The sequence below is a fragment of the Dyadobacter psychrotolerans genome (assembly GCF_004349265.1).
Lineage (GTDB): Bacteria > Bacteroidota > Bacteroidia > Cytophagales > Spirosomataceae > Dyadobacter > Dyadobacter psychrotolerans.
On sequence record NZ_SMFL01000004.1, the window covers coordinates 379,296 to 397,553 of the forward strand.

Sequence of the window (18,258 nt, forward strand, 5' to 3'; positions counted from 1 at the left end):
CTGTAAAAAATTTAGGGTTTATTATAGAGAGCAACTTATTTTCCTTTTACGATTTCTCATATAACCACACACGAAGCAGCGACATGAGCTGGTCAATATCAACTGGTTTTGTGATGTAATCTGAGGCACCTGCATTAATACATTTCTCTCTGTCGCCGGTCATTGCCTTGGCTGTTACTGCGATAACGGGTAGATTTTTCCACTGGTAATTCTCACGAATCCTTGTCGCTGTTTCATATCCGTCCATTTGAGGCATCATCATGTCGAGTAATACTACGTCAATATCAGGATTTTCATTCAGCTTTTGCAAAGCTTCTTTTCCATCGAGAGCAGTGACGACATTCATTTTATAGGTTTCCAGAGATTTAGACAACGAGAAAATATTTCTTACATCATCATCTGCAATCAAAACGGTCTTGTTGTTTAAGATTTCGCTTAAACCACCAAGACGTCTGCCATCGGATACGGGTTTTTTGTTCTCTTCTACTACATGAAGAAATAAAGAAACCTCATCGAGCATGCGCTGGTAGGAGTGGGCCGTTTTAACAATAATCGAATCCGCATACTGTTTAATTCTCAGCTCTTCTGTCATTGAAAGACTTTTACCGGTGAAAATGATAATCGGTATGTTTTCAAACCCAGGATTTTTCTTCGCTTCTTCAAGCATTTCATAAGCTCTTTTATCAGGAATACCCATGTCAAGAATAACACAGTCGACCTCATTGTTTTCCAATGCGGTGATACCCTCTGAGATTTCGCTTTTCAGTTCTGAATTGATGTTGAATGTTCCCAGGAAATAAGCCAGTGCTTTGGCGTGTTTGCTGTTATCCTCAACGATTAAGACTTTTTTAGATTTTTTGCTGATCACATACTCGATCTTTTCAAAAACCTCTTTCATGCGGTCAACAACCAAGGGTTTATCGATAAAATCTACGGCCCCTTTTAGGAGACTTTCGTTTTTCATACGATGAGAAGACATGATGTGAACGGGAATATGTCTGGTTTCCGGATCTGCCTTTAAGGCATCCATCACGTCCCAGCCATTCATAACCGGTAATTCGATGTCAAGTAAAATACCCATTGGTTTAAACGTACCGGCCAGCGCCAGGCCTTCGTCTCCACGCACAGCAACAATTCCCTTGTAACCTTTTTTGCGGGTATAGTCCAGCAGTGTTTTTGCAAAGAAAGTGTCATCCTCCACAATCAGGATTGCCTTATCAGTTTCGGTAATCTCACCGCGGTCATCTGGTATATTCTCAGGGATGACGGTGCTTACGTATTTTGCCGGTACGTCTGATAATTTTGTATCCGGTTTTAAGTCCGCTTTGCCGTGGAAAAATTCCGGGATTTCTTCAATCTGTAATTTATATTCTGACTTTGAGGGAACTGCTAAGGTAAACTCACTTCCCTGCCCTGGAACACTGCTGACCGAGATTTCACCGCCAAGCAATCTGCCCAACTCCCTGCTGATGGATAGTCCCAGGCCGGTACCCCCATATTTGCGTTTGGTCGAACCGTCTGCCTGTTGAAAAGCTTCGAAAATAAGGTGCTGCTTCTCAGGGGCAATCCCTATGCCGGTATCCTTCACGACAAAGAGAATGCGTTTACCGTCCTTGTGCTGTTTTATGTCAATTTTTACTGATCCCTGCGAGGTGAATTTCAGGGCGTTGGATACAAGATTTTTAAGTATCTGCTCAAGACGTGTTTTATCAGTTTCTATAACCGGTGTTACCTCCGGATCGATTTGGATGGCAAAATCAAGGCCTTTTTCTTTGGCAACCTGTACAAACAGGGAATGAATGTCCTGGCTTATTTCTTTCAGGGAAGTGATTTCGTACTGAAGTTCCATCTTACCTGCCTCGATTTTGGAAAGATCAAGGATTTCATCGATCAGCCCAAGCAAACCATTTCCTGACGAACGGATTACGGTAGCATATTCAACCTGGTCGCTATTGAGATTTTTATCTTCATTTTCAGCAAGGAGACGGCTGAGCAGCAGAATTGAATTTAGCGGTGTGCGCAGCTCATGGGACATATTGGCTAAAAACTCCGATTTATACCTTGTTGTTAGTTCAAGTTCAGCCGCTTTCTTTTGTATTTCGTAATTTTTTTCTTCAAGCAGCACACTTCTTTCTTCCAGCTCCTCATTAGTCTGCTGCAATTCTTCCTGCTGCACACGAAGCTCTTCTTCTGAGGCTTGTAATTTCTGAGATTGTGCCTCCAGTTCAGCATTCAGATTTTCAAGTTCATTGTGCTGTGTTTGAAGCTCTTCGGACTGTGCCTGGGTTTCTTCAAGGAAATTTTGGAGCTTGACATAATCCAGCGCAGCATTAACGCCAATGGCAATCGCTTCCAGATTTTCAGTCAGGAATTTTACCTGAAGCTCATTCGGCTTTTTCAGCAGGCCTAGTTCAATCACTCCTATACATTCATTGGCATAAACTAGCGGCAAAACAGCAAGGGCAGCTGGTTTTGTCGTACCCAGCGTTGAGGTGATATTGACGTAGTTTTCAGGAATATCTTCAACGATGACCATTTTTTTGTTTTCAATAGCCTGTCCTGTGATTCCGTTGCCGGAAAATATATAGTCCGGAGCATCCGAGGCGGCGTGTGCGGCTGTCAATTTAAAATTCCAGTCATTGTCCTGTATGTATACCGTGCCAAGCGGAGCATGAATGTAGCTGGTTATGGCATTAATCAGATTGGAAGCAAGTTTTTTCAAAATACGCTCGCCGCGAATAGAGTCAGCGATTTGCATGCTGCCAGTCTGCAGCCATGATTTGTTGTTCAGATCAGTAAATGTTTCTTCAAGTGAACCTGTCATGGTGTTAAGGGCGCCTGCAATTCTACCAAGGTCATCATCGCCATGGTCTTCACTCCTGGCAGCATAATCCCCGGATGAAATTTTTCTGGTAATTTCTTCCATGTCACCGATTCGCATCCTGGTTTCCTGATATTTACGCTCTTCTTCTTTTTGTTGAAGAATACGCTTGTCCATATCCTTCTTAATACGGATGTATGCAAAACCTGTGATCAGAATGGAAATCAGTGCTGCAACGAGCAGAAGAAAAGGGGTATATGTGATGTAAATTTCCTGCTGCCCGAGTCTGTTTTGAAGCATCTGTGCTTCCTCAGATTTTACCTGATTAACAATAAGGCGGGCATCATCCATAATCTTTTTGCCCTTTTTCATTTCATTGTACCGCTGCTCGGATTGCAGGACATAGTCCGGTTGTTTTTTAGCAAGATCAATCACGCGTTCCATCTGCGCAAATCTTGCCTCATATCTTTCTTTTAGCGGTATTAGTGCTTTTTGCTGTACCGGATTATCCAGGGTCAAACTGATCAGATTGTTATATGAGGTAGTTGTTTTGTTGTAAGCGCCGGTATACGGCTCTAAAAAACTTGGATCCAGAGTCAGTAAAAAACCACGCTGTCCTGTCTCGGCATCTTTCATGTGCGAAATGATATTTTCCGCTTCTATCAGAACCTGATTCGTATGATTAACCAGCTGGGAATTATATATCAGTTTTTGCGTACTGTAAAAGGAGGCTACCAGACTTAGAATCAAAAGTATAATCGATACTGAAAATACGATCTGAAGCTGGTGAATAATAGAATTAGAAGTTTTCTGCATGGTGCAATAAATAATGCTTTAATTAAGGTGGGAAGGGGATTTCAACTGGGTCACGGGCAGCACGATGATAAAACGTGCACCTTCGTTTTCGCGGCTTTGGGCCGAAATCAGGCCATTGTGTTTGTCTATTATTTTCTTCGCTATGGCCAGTCCGATTCCTGTTCCCTCATAGCTGGTGTGGTTGTTTAGTCTTTGGAAGATCACGAAGATACGATCGAGGAATTTTTCATCGAAACCTATTCCGTTATCTTCTATCAGAATCCGGCAGAAGTCACCGTTTTCTTTTTGAGATGCACCTATTTCTTTACTTTCTATCAGTTCAGAAGTAATGTTTATAAAGGGCGCAATCTGGTCTCTTGAAAATTTCAACGCATTACTGATCAGGTTTTGAAATACCTGACGGATCTGGCTGGATATGGTATCAATTATTGGTATTGGACCTATGTGAATTTTAACATTTTTCTCTTCAATCGCTTCCTGAAAATCGGTAAGCAACTCTTTGACGAGTACTGTCAGATCAGTAGGCTGAAACTGCGCCTGTATAGAAAGCCGGGAATAATCAAGCAGGTCACTGATCAGTCTGGACATACGCGCTGAGGCACCTATAGACCGGTCGAGGTACGAGATGGCCTCAGGGTTTTCCTTTAAAAACTTATCTTTCACCAATTGGCTGAAAGTCTGAATCTTACGAAGTGGCTCCTTTAAGTCGTGGGATACTACCCAGGCGAATTGCTGTAATTCATGATTGGTGATCTCCAGCTCGGCATTTTTATCCAAGAGTTCATGTGTTCTTAAAGCTACCTGCTGTTCGAGCACTTCGTTGGCTACTTTTTGCTGGTGAATATCTGTGAAAGTGGCAACCCAGCGGTTGACCATACCATGCTGGGCGATGGGAATTGCTTTTAACAGAAAATATTTGAATTCCTGGGTAACTATGTTTTTCAATCGCAGCTCACTGGAAAATTCCTGTGTACCGGGCAGACTTTTAAAGAAGTTATCACTAATCTCATGGTCATCGGGATGAACTTCCGGAAACTTTGAAGCATTTGACGAATACTGAAACCAGTGCGCATTGACGTACTCAATCTTGGCGTCGGTTGCAATAGTAAAAGCGGCCTGCGGAAGGGATTCCAGAACGAAATGCATCTCCTGCATCCTTTCTGCCAGATCCTCCTGGGCCTGCTTTCGTATTTCTATTTCCTTTTGAAGAGATGTTTGAATCGCTTTAAGCTCCTGCTGTTGTTCATAGAGCTTTTTGAAAGTCCGTACTTTCAAAAGCAATATGTCCGTATCAACAGGTTTTGTCAGATAATCGATTCCTCCGGAAGTGTATCCTTTGGTTATAAACCGTTTTTCTGTGTTAACTGCTGAAAGAAAAATAATCGGCGTGTCCTTCGCCTTGCTAAAACCCGAAATCGTTTCTGCGACTTCGAAGCCGTCCATGCCGGGCATCTGCACATCCATAATAATAACGGAGTAGTTCGTGCCAAGAATCTTTTTTAACGCTTCCTCACCCGACTCCGCACTTTCTGTTTCAAAACCGTGGAGTTCAAGTATTCTTTTTAATGGGAGGATATTTTCAGGTCTGTCGTCAACAATAAGAATCATACTTGTTAAAAATTATTGTTTGTCGGCTATTGGCCACCTGCCTGTGGGTTTAGTAATTTCACTATGTTAATTCTGGTTACTTAATTTTTATAAAAAAGGGCCTGAATTGCAACTTTTACTTAACAAAAAATTCCATTTGTGCTGGCAATTCAAATGAGTACCTTCATTGATCATCATCTTAATTATTCATTTCGTATGGACTGAACGCTAAAACCGTTCCACATTACTGGTATAAAAGCATAGTAAAATGGAAAAATAGGGGTTTTTAAATGTTTTGAGCCTCTTTTTCTAAAATGGCTTCGGAGACGATCAGTTTTAATTCTTCATTCCATTTCTGAATAGTAATCATTGGATGCAGGTAGGGGACTTCAAAATCCTCTACAACAGATGTTTTGTCTTTTTCGCTTACCAGCGTTTTTATTGCTTCGACCAGATAATCCTGCGAGGCATCAAAATCGGTATCCTCATTGGTTTCACTGATTGTGCTCAAAAAATCCATAACATTCCGTAGCAGACTTGTGGAAAGTGTGGTCTGTTCCATTTTAGATGCAAATTGGTTGTTTAAATTTTTCCTTATTTGTGGGAATTTTTTACCCGAAAATGCTTCCGATAACACATTTTCCTCAATACCGCAAATTTTATGCTAACGAACAATGCATGACATCCTAAGGATATCATGCATCGTTTAATTTTTATATTTTACAAAGCTCCGTTTTAGAACCAGTTAGTTTTTTACAATTTTTGATACTGAAATCGATCCGTCCGTACGCGTTACCCGAACAAGGTATAAGCCGGTTGCAAGTGCTTTTGTATCTACCGATGGTGATAGAGGTGAAGCTGTTGTTTTGCTCTGGTTGTAAACAGATGCACCCAGAATGTTTGTGAGTTGTATACGCTGAATGTTATTCATATCCTCCACATCTAAGGTCAGCTTGTCTATTGTTGGGTTAGGATAGAGAACTGTTCGGCTTTGTTGCGCGAACTCAATGCTTTTTATGGAGCTGTAAGCAAAAGTCTCGTCTCTGTCAATCATCTTCAAACGGTACATATTTGTTCCCTGAGCGGCAGATCCGTCTGTAAAGTTATACGATAATGAAATGTTACTTTCTCCCTTTGCAGCAACAGAGCCGATACTTGCCCAGATTTTCCCGTTTGAGCTGCGCTGAATTTGGAATGATTCGCTGTTGGTTTCAGCTGCGGTCGTCCAGGTAAGTTCGGCAGTTTTAAATTCGCCTTTTTTTACAATGAATGATGTTAATCTAACTGGAAGTGACGTGAGTCCGTTGTCGACATTATTTCCTGACAGATTAATTTCTCCGGCGGTTGTCAGGCCCCGGCCGTTAAGTGACGCTCCCGACTCCAGGATGATAGCGCCGGAAGAAACGATATTACCATTAAATACAGCGCCTGTTGCCAGACTTACCTGACCGGAGACGTTAAAGTAAACATTTTCCCGAACGGCTCCGCCCGACAAAACAACCTGGGATCCTTCGGCTGCTGACAGAGCACCTCCTATTTTAATAATAAATATGTCGTTGACAGACCCGGTAAGAGTCAATGTGCCTACTACGGAACCCGCTTCGCCAAGAAAATATGTTCCTGGTCCAAGTGACTGACCATTTCCGAAAGTTGGATTTGTCACTATAAAATCTGTCGCAGTGGTAATTAATGAATTGTAGGCTGTCTGCACATCAGCGGCCCGGGCGAGTGTTTCGTCGTTTTGTACATTGATTGTTCCGGAAACTGTTGTGGTACCTGAATTTGCATAACCGGGAAATCCGGTAACGGACCCAACATTGGTACCCAGATTTCCTTTGATAGTTGAAGTCTCGGTATTGGTGACAGCACCGTTCGATGTAAACAACGCGTAGTTACGCAATGCTGGTGTCAATAATGCTTGTCCATAGCTGATGCCTGCTAAGCAAACACCAAATCCTGTTAATAGTAGATGTAATTTGTTTTTCATAAAAATTTCGGTTGATTTTGTGATTTAACTTCTTAAATGTTCTACAAACAACCGACTGAGTTATCATACTAAATCAGATTACCGGTTCAACAATATTGTCAATTCAATCATCAGATGATGAAGTAAATAAGACAAAAATATTGTGAAAAAAACAGGCGGATCCTCCTCAGGATTGCAATAATCCTGTTGTATGAGAATGTGATGAAGCTGCGGAAAAGAGATAAAGTTGAGTCCTAATGTCGAACTACTTGTTTATAGGAGTTAATAGACAACAACTGTTCCTGTACTAGTATTAGTACGAGAAGCGTAGGTATTTGTCAATATGAGTATACAATACCCCATTAAGTGTTATAAATCTCAAAATTAATGAGTTATATTTTAATCAAGTTGGGGAATCAGATATCTCTGATCTTAATTCGCATGTCATGCGGCGCAGGCTCATCTCCGCCAAAGTAGGGAAGAAGCTTGTAAGAGACACCCAAACCACCTGTGCAGTGCCTTGGCATAGACGTTTCCTGTCCGTTTAAAGAAAAAATGTATGTATTTCCGTCCGTTCTCAGGCCCAGGGTGCTGGTTTTTAAAAGTTCTACGGTGCCAAGTTCCTTTTCCTGTCTTTGGCCGTTTACATAAATATAGGCATAGATTCGTAAGGAGCCTTCCCGCCAGTTCCAGCCAAAGCGCGCGCTGTTGGTTTGATGTGGCGAACTACAGTCCGAAAAGCCCAATAATTTATTGATATCGTTTTGATTTTCGGGAATCGTGGTTTTGTAGATACAGCTGCTATCGAACTGTACCTGAAAGCGCAATGAACCAGCGGTAAATAATCCATTTGAATTGTTTTCAATTTCGTGGCTGCCGGCTTTGATTGTGTAAGTAACATAGTCATCGCCAAAACTGGGCGCATTGCCAAGCCAGTTACAAGAAATACAGCAAAACAAAATAAACAATAAGCCGAAATAAATCTTCATGTATTTTACCGGTAACTCCTGTTGCTAAACGTTTATAATGAAACAAATATTATGTAGTTATGTCTGTCTGCTGTGTTTACATCATTTAGCTAAATTATGTTTCACAAAATTGAATTTATGAAAGTCTACAGTAGCTTCCATTAAAGCATTTCTAAACTGCCCGATATTTTGAAAGGTGAGCTGCGAGATTGTTCTTGATTCGTAGGAAACTGAGAACTGATCTCTTTCAAAAGGCCATGGGTTGACGTTTAATACATACCGTTCAGGTGAGTGCAGTTTGTAATGTTTATTGTCCGGGCCACTGCTTATTTCTATTGAACGGTTTTCTGGTTGTATCAATCCCTGACAAATCAGCAGAGACAACGCATCACACCATTCCAGAATGGAATAGGCTGCGGTAAGATCTTTGGCCTTCAGAGCAATTTCTTTCATCCAGCCTGTTTCTTTCTTTTGAAGTGCCGCACAATATTTTTTGACAACGCTATCCTGCTCATTCTCATAAAGAAAACGTATGTGTCTGGCTACCAGTAAAGTAATGTATCTGCTTTTAGTGAGTGCGTGGCTGATTAATTTATCACACTTTTCCTTTTCGAAGTTTCTCATTTTAAAATTTACCGGCCCGCCGTTTTCATTGAGCAGGACATTGTCCTCGTCAAATTCGTTGTATGCATCGTCATGTTCGGCGGTAGCGATAATGGTTTCCAGCCATCTTTCAGGATGGTTCTCATTTTTCCAGTGTGAGCAAATTTCACCGGCAAGCAAGCCGTGAGCACGCTGAGAGATAATCTGCCAGCCATTTTCCTGATAAACAACTATCATTTTGTTGGGTTTGAAATGGGAAGCATCAAACCAATAAATTTCCATGCCTGCTAGAATATCACTAAATGGCGATTAATTCGGCGGCTTAAATCATGACATACAAGTTAATATCAAAATATACATATTATTGATCAATTCCTGCATAAGAAGAGTGTTTTTATAGTCCTAATTTTGATGAAAATAATTCTAATCGTTCATATATCATTAACTTTCATGTTTTCGTTTTTTTCGACAGAAAGAATATCACATGCATTTAATGATATTTTAATCTTTCTATTATATGTTCAACAATTACCATTTCAGTAAATGAATCAGCGACCAGGTGAAAAGACTCCAGGCCACAGGAGAAGCGGTGCGTGGCTGTTATCGTTGGTTATTTTAGGTTCGGCTGTTTCTGCCGATCTTCACGCGGGAAATCTCCCAAGTAACAGTTTTGTTTCCAGGTATGCGGACCAGACCGTAACAGGGATTATCAAAGATGAAAAGGGAGAGGGTCTTCCGGGTGTGAGCATCTTGCTTAAAGGTTCACAGGCAGGCGCGATCACGGACGTAAATGGAAATTTTTCTATTTCTGTCCCAAATGCAAGTTCGGTTCTGGTGGTTTCCTATGTAGGCTTTTTAGCGCAGGAAATCACAGTAGGCAACCGCACATCCATTGACATCACTTTGAAATCCGACACCAAAGCGTTGGACGAAGTGGTTGTAATCGGTTATGGTACGACAAAACGCCAGGATTTTACGGGTTCAGTAAGTTCACTCAAACTGGAAGGCTCGGCAGTTGCACTTCTTCCAAGTATGAATGCCCTGGAAACTTTAAAAGGAAGTCTTCCGGGTCTTGATGTTGGGGCAACCAACTCTGCAGGAGGACAGCCATCGGTTCAGATTCGCGGTCAAAATTCGATCAGCGGATCCAACGACCCTTTAATTGTTTTGGATGGGGTGGTATTTTTAGGAAGTCTTGCTGACATCAACCCAAGTGACATTGCTAGTTTTGACGTATTAAAGGATGCAACATCAGCTGCTGCTTATGGTTCCCGTTCGGCTAATGGTGTAATCGCAATTACAACTAAAAGAGGTAAGGTTGGAAAACCAGTTATTACTTTTAATTCTTCAACCGGTTTTCAGTCATGGCAGAGAAGGCCTGAAATGATGAAAGGTGAAGAATGGATTAGTGTTGTCAATGCGCGTAACAAATATACCGAAGGATCGACAAACTGGTTAAAACCAGGTGAGTTGGCAAACCGTGCAGCTGGCAAGGAAACAAATTGGCTGGATGAAACAACCCGCACAGGTGTGATACAAACTTACCAGGCGGCCGTTTCCGGTGCCAGCGAAAAAATTAACTATTATCTTTCAACATCCTATGACGACAATAAGGCCATTGTAAAAGGTGATCAGTTTAGCCGCATATCTGTCCTGGGTAAAGTCAAAACAGAAATAACCAAATGGCTGGAAATTGGAGCGGATGGTAGTTATTCAAAAAGAGATTATTCAGGATTTGCAGCCAATATCGGCGAGGCTCAAACGATGTCACCCTATGGAGTAATGTATCGTGATGATCAGGGGAATCTGGAGAAATATCCTTATACGCAGTCAGCCGTGAACCCATTATGGGGAGTTGACGACGACACCCGCAGTAATACAGATATACTTAATAGCTATCGGTTAAATGCCAATGCACTGGTTACGATTCCATTTGTGGAGGGGCTGACCTACCGTGTCAATTTCCTGAACAATGTGACAAAGAATGAAAGGGGAAACTTTACAAACGAAAAGTACTACGTGCAGGAAGGTGATGCGGCAAGCAGATATTCTCCTTCTGTGATCCAGGGCTTTTTGACAAATGCAAATGGTAATCTGGAACGGAGCGGTATTTCAAGTTATGTTTTTGATAATATCATCAATTACAAGAATACGTTTGGAAAACACGGTATTGATGTAACACTTGTTGCAACCAGAGACAATCAAAAATACACTTATATCAATTCTACCGGCTCGAACTTTGCGGCAAATGGTAACACAACGCTGGGATTATGGGGACTTCATAAGGCAACAGTTCAACGGGTAAACCTGGATGCTTACCAACGTTCGAACATTGGCTATCTGGGTCGTTTGAGCTACTCTTTCAACGACAAGTACTTCTTCACAGGGTCTTATCGTCGTGACGGTGCTTCGGTTTTTGGTGCAAACAACAAATTTGCGAACTTCCTTGCAGCTGGTGTAGCCTGGAAGGTGACCAATGAAGAATTCCTGAAAAGCTTCACACCGCTGAATAATCTGAAAGTGAAATTTTCTTACGGTCAAAACGGAAACCAAGGGGTGGATCCTTATGGGACATTGTCAACGGTTGCGAATGCCGCTGCTGGTGGTGTACGTTATGAATGGTCTAATACACCGGGTGTGATCAACTACGGTTTATATCAAAGTGCATTGGGTAATTCCGATTTGGGTTGGGAAACGACAACTTCCTGGAATGCAGGTTTCGAATCAGCCTGGTTAAACAACCGCTTGTTTCTGGATGTAGATGCTTACTACGGAGCAACCACCAATCAGATTTTTACCAGAAATATTCCTGTAATGACCGGTTTCAAAACCATCAAAACTTCCATGGGGCAGGTAAACAATACAGGTCTTGAAATTACTTTGAGAACCGTCAACTACCAGAGTAAGGATCTGACCTGGGGAACTTCTTTTACCTTCTGGCAAAACAGAAACAAGCTTGTAAAGCTTTATGGTGAAGATAAAGATGGCAATGGTAAAGAAGACGACGATATTGCAAACAGCCTTTTCATCGGACAGCCACTGGGTGTGATCTACGGTTACGAACAAATAGGAATCGTTCAGGCAGGAGATACAGAATACACAACCTTAACAGGAGCTGCTCCTGGTGCACCAAAATACAGGGATATCGACGGCGTTGCTGGTATTACAGCGGCAGACAGAAAGATTATAGGTTATACCAAAGAGAATTTCCGTTTAAACATGAGCAATACTTTGTCATATAAGAATTTTGACTTGTATGTACTTGTATCAGGTATTTTTGGAGGTGGTGACTGGTATAAGAAAAGTAATGCTGCTGCTTATCTTACAGCTGGTACAGGACGTTTCAATGACAATATGACGTCCAAGGAATACTGGACTCCTGAGAATGCAAGCAATGAATATCCTTCGGCCTATTTTGCAGGTGATGGTCGTTTTCAGGGTTTACAGTCCCGCACTTTTGTCAGAGTTCAGGATGCTACGCTTTCCTACCGTTTGAAGCCCGAACTGGCAGCAAAAGCAAAGTTGAATTCGGTTAAGTTGTTTGTGAGCGCAAGAAACCTTGCAACCTTCACAAAATGGTTTGGAGGAGATCCGGAAACAGGTACTCCAGTGCGTGAAAATACTTTCCCTGTTCCATCAACCTATTCAGTGGGAGCTAATATCAGTTTCTAAACATCAATTTTTATGAAAAATATATTGTCAAAAAAGTCATTTTGGGCGCTGATGGTTCTTCTGAACGTGATTGGCTGTAAGTCCAATGACGAGTTTCTTAAAGAAAATCCCGAAACGTTTTATACCGTCGACAACGCATTTTCTACCTCAGCACAGGTGGATCAGGTTTTGGTTGGTATTTATTCACAGATCAGGGATTTGTGGGCAAACCCGGCAGAAGAAGGGTGGATTTTTGTATTGAGAGGAAACGGAACCGATATGTACGATGTGGCAAGTATCAGAAGAGGTGCTACATTTAACAACTACGGCTTGATCAACGTCGATAACGGGACATTCTACAACATCTATAGTACCTATTATCAGATGATTGCAAAGGCTAATCTCGCTTTGGAAGCCGCACAGCTTCCGCAGATATCATTCTCTTCTGAGGCAGAAAAGGCAAACATCATTGCACAGGCAAAGTTCTTTCGGGCATATGCTTACAGGAACCTGGGAGAACTTTTCGGTGGTGTATCCATTGTAACATCGGTTTCAAAGGTTCCTCAGTATGATTTCAAAAGATCTACACGGGTTGAAACGTATCAGTTTGCGATTGACGATCTTCTGGCAGCTGAAAAGGATTTGCCAGAGACAACTGTAAGTGGTGGACGCGTAGTGAAAGGTGCTGCGCAGCATTATCTGGCTGAATTATATCTTGCCATGGGAACGCAGCTGGTGGCAGATGGAAAAGCATCGGAAGGACAGGCTGCCTTCGCTCAGTCAATCGCTTACGCTACCAAAGTGATTGATGGCGGAACCTACTCTTTAATGAAAACACGTTTTGGCGCAAGAAGCACCGAAGCGCAGGGAAATGTGTATTGGGACCTTTTTCAGGAAAACAACGTAAACTACCAAAACGGAAACAAAGAGAGTATCTGGACTTTGCAGGTTGACTATGCAGCTTACCGGGCAGAAGATGGAAAATCGAAATTACCTTATTCCCGTACTTATGGAGCTGTTTTTCGTGATGGTGCCAAGGATCATTTGACTGGCACAGCGGAAGATGTAGGTGGTCGTGGTATTGCACAGATGATCCCAACGTTCTATGTGAGAGATGACATCTATGCGGATAAGTATGCTACGGATTTACGTAACTCAGAGATCGTTTTCCGCCGTGTGTTTAATGGTAACGTGAAAACCTCGCCTTATTTTGGTAAGCCTGTTCCATGGGATGTGCTCTACAACGGAAGCGCGGACGCGACAACAAATATGAACAACAGAAGTTTGGTTTACCCTATTTCCTGTAAAATCGCTACTGATAAATACACGGGACTTGCTGATGGAGAAAACATGAGCAATCTGTTTCGTGACGATTATTTCATTCGCCTTTCTGAGACAATTCTGTTGCGTGCAGAAGCGAAACAGCGCAGCGGCAACAAAGCCGGAGCAGCAGCAGATGTTAATTTGTTGAGATCCCGTGCGAATGCAACCTATTTGGTAAGCGCTGCGGATATGGACGATAGCTTCAATATGATTTTGGACGAACGTGCACGTGAGCTTGTTTACGAGGAAGCAAGATGGAATACACTTCTTCGTATGGGCGGAACCATTGCCGTTGACCGTATTAAAAAGTATGCATTCTGGCCGGAAGCCAAGGCTACTCTGACCTTTAATTACAATCTTTGGCCAATTCCGCAAACCATCATCGATACCAATAAAGATGTTGTTTTGGAACAAAATCCTGGCTGGAAGAGGTAGTTTGTAAAAGGTTTGCCGTATAATTATAAACGCAATTGCCCGGGTGGATGATCCGGGCAATTGTTCGTAAATAAACCATCATATTTTGCACAGGCCACCTGCCTGATTTTTTACTAAACTCCTGATACAATGTTTAAAAAGTTGAGTTCCTTTTGCCTGTTGACTGCCTTTCTGCTGTTTTCAGGTGAAACAGTATTTTCCCAAAAAAGTACGGCTATCGTTGAAAGTTCGGTTTTTCAAAATCCTCCTTCAAATTATGGGATTCGTTGTTGGTGGTGGTGGCTGAATGGAAATGTCGATAAAGAGGTGATTACCCGCGATTTGGAAGAGATGAAGGCGAAAGGGTTTAGTGGCGCCTGTATTTTTGATGCCGGAGGTGCTGACCAGCGAGGTAACGGACAGGTTCCGGAAGGTCCCATGTTTGGCTCTCCTGCCTGGAAGGAACTTTATGTGCATGCAATTAAAGAAGCGGACCGCCTGGGCTTGGTTATGTCCGTGAGTATCCAAAGCGGCTGGAATTTGGGAGGGCCTGACATCACGCCTGCAGAAACAGCCAAACAGGTTGTTTTTTCGCAATTACAGGTAAAAGGTTCGGCAAGAATACAAAAGGAACTTGCTGTGCCAAAAATCAGGTATGATTATTACCGGGACATTGTGATTTTGGCGATCCCTGCAAAAACATTTACAAACCGTGCGCCGATCAGGGATTTTGAGAACAAGGCTGCTACTCGTGAAGTAGGCTGGTCGGTACCTGAAACCCGTCCTCTTTTAACAGATATCGCCGGTACAAAAGGGGAGGAGGATGCAAGTGTTAAACAGGTATTAAACATCACAAAGTATTTTAAAGATGGCAAGCTTGACTGGAAAGCACCAGCCGGCGAATGGACGATTTTACGTGTGGGATTTACTCCTACGGATGCTGAGGTTTCCACATCCAGCGGAAAATGGCAGGGGAATGTTATTGATTATTTAAGTGAAAAGAATTTTAATCGTTACTGGGATACCAACGTAGAGCCGTTACTGAAAGCAATCGGGCCGATGGCCGGTAAAACCTTAAAGTATCTCCAGACCGATAGTTTTGAAGCAGGTGGACTTAACTGGACAGAGGGGTTTGAAAAAGAATTTATCAAATATCGTGGTTATGATCCGGTTCCCTACCTGCCTGTTCTGGCCGGAAAAATTATTGAAAACCGAGAAGTTAGTAACCGTTTTTTATCAGATCTGCGTAAAACGCTGGCAGACCTGATTGCGGAAAAACACTACGGAACTTTTGCTAAACGTGCCAGAGAATACGGAATCGGTATTCAGCCGGAATCTGCCGGACCTCACGCCGGACCGTTTGACGGACTGAAAAATTACGGTTACAGTGAAATTATGATGAGTGAATTTTGGTCGCCCTCACCGCACCGTGCAAAACCTGTTGACCGCTTTTTTGTAAAACAAGCAGGAAGCGCTGCGAAAATTTATAATAAAAAGCTGGTGGGAGCAGAGTCATTTACCACCATCGGGCCACATTGGAACGATGTAATGTGGGCTGATATGAAACCTAGTGCGGACCATGAGTTCTGCGCTGGCTTGAACCTGGTCTATTTGCATACCTTCACAGCTTCACCTAAATCAATGGGATTGCCTGGGCAGGAGTATTTTGCCGGTACGCATTTTAATCCGAATGTTACCTGGTGGAATCAGTCAACCGCTTTTATTCAATATCTGACCCGGTGCCAATACATGCATCAAAGCGGTATTTCGGTGGCTGATGTTTTATATTATTACGGAGATCACTCTCCAAACCTGGGACGATTAAAAGAGGATGATCCATCCGGTGCATTGCCTGGTTTTGATTACGATTTAATTGATGAGGATCGTTTGCTGGCACTGGAAATGAAAAACGGAAAGATCGTTCTGCCGCACGGTGTTTCTTACCGGATATTGGCTTTGCCTGATCATAAAACGCTTTCACTTGCCGCTTTGCAAAAAATACAGGCTTTGGTAAAAGCAGGAGCAACGGTGATAGGTATGAAACCGGTAACAACAGCAAGTCTTGTTAAATACCCTGCTTCGGAACAGACACTTAAAACGATAGCAGATGAACTGTGGGGAACCGCAATCGAGAAAAACGGAGTACGTAAAGTAGGAGCGGGCAAAATCGTTTGGGGGAAAACAGCGGCTGAATACCTGCGATCCGATGGTGTAGATTTTGACATGGAAATCGTTGAATGTGAAAACGGAAGTAAGTACGACTACATCCACCGTGCAGATACCGCCGTTGACTATTATTTCGTAAGCAGTCAGAACCGGGCAGCGTCCAAAATGACCGCGGCGTTCCGTATCAGCGGAAAACAACCTGAACTCTGGAACGCGGTAACAGGAGAAACCAAGCCAGCCACATCGTTTTATCAAAAGGGTGGAAAAACCTACGTTCCGCTGGAATTCGATCCTTACGGTTCTGTTTTTGTTGTTTTTCAAAAAGATATTTCCAAAGACAAGAAAGGAGAGCAGCAATCTAACTACGTGAAGCTGGAACCTGCAACAACGCTCCACGGTGCCTGGGATGTGACTTTTGATCCGAAGTGGGGAGCACCTGCAAGTGTAGTTTTCAATGAGCTAACCAGCTGGTCGGACAGGACGGAAGAAGGAATTAAGTTTTATTCAGGGAAGGCGGTTTACAGCAAAAAGTTTGATGCCGGCAAAGAGCTTGTTTCGGGCCGGAAGGCTTATCTGGACCTTGGAGAGGTGAAGGATATTGGTATTGCAAGAGTATTTTTGAATGGAAAAGATCTGGGTATTCTCTGGGCGCCACCGTTGCGTGTACCAGTAAGCGGTTTATTGAAGGAAAAGGACAACGAACTGAAAGTCGAAGTTGTCAATACCTGGCGTAACCGTCTGATCGGCGACCGGACAAAACCGGCGGAAAAGCAGCTGACCAAAACCAACGTAAAGGTTCTGGATACCTGGCAATTAACACCATCCGGACTGCTGGGACCGGTTAGATTAATGAAAGCAATGGAGCAATAATAAATGTCCTTCGTTACAGAAAAGCCGGAACATTGCCATAAAAGGTGGTTTCGGCTTTTTTGTTTTTGTAAAATGAATTTTATCAAAGCAGGCTATGCCTGTATTGAGACGGGGCGTTGCCCATTTTTTTCTTGAATATTCTGGAAAAATAAAATTCTGACTCAAACCCAGCCTGATAGGCAATTTCCGATACGGAAAGCGTGGTTTGTCTAAGCATCTGGCTGGCTTTGTCAAGCTTGATATTTAAGTGATACTGTCCCGGTGAAGTGCCAGTAATCTCCTTAAAAGCCTTTCTGAACCAAACATAGCCCACATCATGTTTCGCTGCCAGATCTTCCATGCTGATCGGGATCATCCAGTTTTCATGAATTTCGTAACGGATCTGATGAATCAGCTTTTCTTTTCGCGTGCGCACGGTCTTGGACATAAGTGCCGATGCGTAAATGAGCCCTAAAAGCTGAATAACCAGGCAGGATGAAATTTGCTTGTGAGCCAGTCCTTCGTACTTTAAAGTGTCAACCAACCGCAGAAATACGGCTAGCAGCTCTGCATCAAAACCAATTTTGAGAAGCGGACTTTCCGGGCTGAAACATTCCTGGCGCATCAGATACTCGGAATAATGTCCTCCGAAACCAACCCAGAATTCTTCCCAGCCGGTATTGTGTGCGGGTTTGTAACGGTGCCATACATTTGGGAAAAGTAGAAAGGCAGTACCTGCCTCAACGATTGTCGGAGGCAGGTTTTCTGATTCAAAAACTCCGCCTCCTCCGGAAATGTACACCAATTGAAATTCGTCTAACCTGCGTCCTTTCTCCCAGTTAAAATAGTAGCTATCGGGATGGTTTTGGTCAGGATAACTCTTTTTTGCAGGATGCAGATTATGCCCCACATTCAGAATGGATACACCCCAGTTAGGCTCGGAATCAACAAGGTTTTGTAACTGCTCCTGTGTGAAGTATTTCCGGTAGATGCTCATATCAAGAAGTGTAAATAAAGAATCAGATTAACTATTTAATTAGTGCTATGTGATATCCTACTTTTGCATTAGAAATTTATAAATGAAGCAGATAGGT

At 42.6% G+C, this 18,258-nt stretch carries 10 protein-coding genes; 3 read left to right on the forward strand and 7 right to left on the reverse strand.

From position 1 onward, the window contains the following. Window positions 1-46 precede the first annotated feature (46 nt). The 6 genes from E0F88_RS13255 to E0F88_RS13280 form a co-directional block, all read right to left on the reverse strand. Window positions 47-3,637: a response regulator gene (locus tag E0F88_RS13255; protein WP_131958736.1), complete on the reverse strand. Its 3,591-nt coding sequence runs from the start codon at window positions 3,635-3,637 to the stop codon at window positions 47-49. Between the two features lie 18 nt (window positions 3,638-3,655). Further along, on the reverse strand, window positions 3,656-5,245 hold the full coding sequence (locus E0F88_RS13260) for a hybrid sensor histidine kinase/response regulator (RefSeq protein WP_131958737.1): 1,590 nt from the start codon (window positions 5,243-5,245) through the stop codon (window positions 3,656-3,658). A gap of 265 nt (window positions 5,246-5,510) precedes the next feature. After that, window positions 5,511-5,786, reverse strand: a complete 276-nt coding sequence (locus tag E0F88_RS13265; protein ID WP_131958738.1) for a hypothetical protein — start codon at window positions 5,784-5,786, stop codon at window positions 5,511-5,513. A 183-nt stretch (window positions 5,787-5,969) separates the two neighbouring features. Continuing rightward, a complete protein-coding gene (locus E0F88_RS13270) occupies window positions 5,970-7,211 on the reverse strand; it encodes an ice-binding family protein (RefSeq protein ID WP_131958739.1) in 1,242 nt (413 codons plus the stop codon). Between the two features lie 395 nt (window positions 7,212-7,606). Beyond that, window positions 7,607-8,179 carry a hypothetical protein gene (locus E0F88_RS13275; RefSeq protein WP_131958740.1) on the reverse strand — a complete coding sequence of 191 codons (573 nt, stop codon included), beginning with the start codon at window positions 8,177-8,179 and terminating at the stop codon, window positions 7,607-7,609. Between the two features lie 81 nt (window positions 8,180-8,260). Further along, entirely contained in the window at window positions 8,261-8,998 is a 738-nt protein-coding gene (locus E0F88_RS13280; RefSeq protein WP_165940057.1) for a DUF3891 family protein, read from the reverse strand. 306 nt (window positions 8,999-9,304) lie between these two features. Between E0F88_RS13280 and E0F88_RS13285 the strand changes: the two genes are divergently transcribed. The 3 genes from E0F88_RS13285 to E0F88_RS13295 all read left to right on the forward strand — a co-directional run bounded on the left by E0F88_RS13285 (window position 9,305) and on the right by E0F88_RS13295 (window position 17,185). Then, a complete protein-coding gene (locus E0F88_RS13285; RefSeq protein WP_229213763.1) occupies window positions 9,305-12,433 on the forward strand; it encodes a SusC/RagA family TonB-linked outer membrane protein in 3,129 nt (1,042 codons plus the stop codon). A gap of 12 nt (window positions 12,434-12,445) precedes the next feature. Next, the gene (locus E0F88_RS13290) at window positions 12,446-14,170 is read left to right on the forward strand and encodes a RagB/SusD family nutrient uptake outer membrane protein (protein WP_131958742.1); all 1,725 of its coding nucleotides are present in this window, start codon (window positions 12,446-12,448) and stop codon (window positions 14,168-14,170) included. A gap of 129 nt (window positions 14,171-14,299) precedes the next feature. Next, on the forward strand, window positions 14,300-17,185 hold the full coding sequence (locus E0F88_RS13295) for a glycosyl hydrolase (RefSeq protein ID WP_131958743.1): 2,886 nt from the start codon (window positions 14,300-14,302) through the stop codon (window positions 17,183-17,185). An 82-nt stretch (window positions 17,186-17,267) separates the two neighbouring features. On the opposite strand, the gene E0F88_RS13300 is transcribed toward E0F88_RS13295, so the two are convergent. Beyond that, window positions 17,268-18,161 (reverse strand): helix-turn-helix transcriptional regulator, encoded by an 894-nt coding sequence (locus E0F88_RS13300; RefSeq protein WP_131958744.1) that lies wholly within the window; start codon window positions 18,159-18,161, stop codon window positions 17,268-17,270. Between the last annotated feature and the right edge of the window lie 97 nt (window positions 18,162-18,258).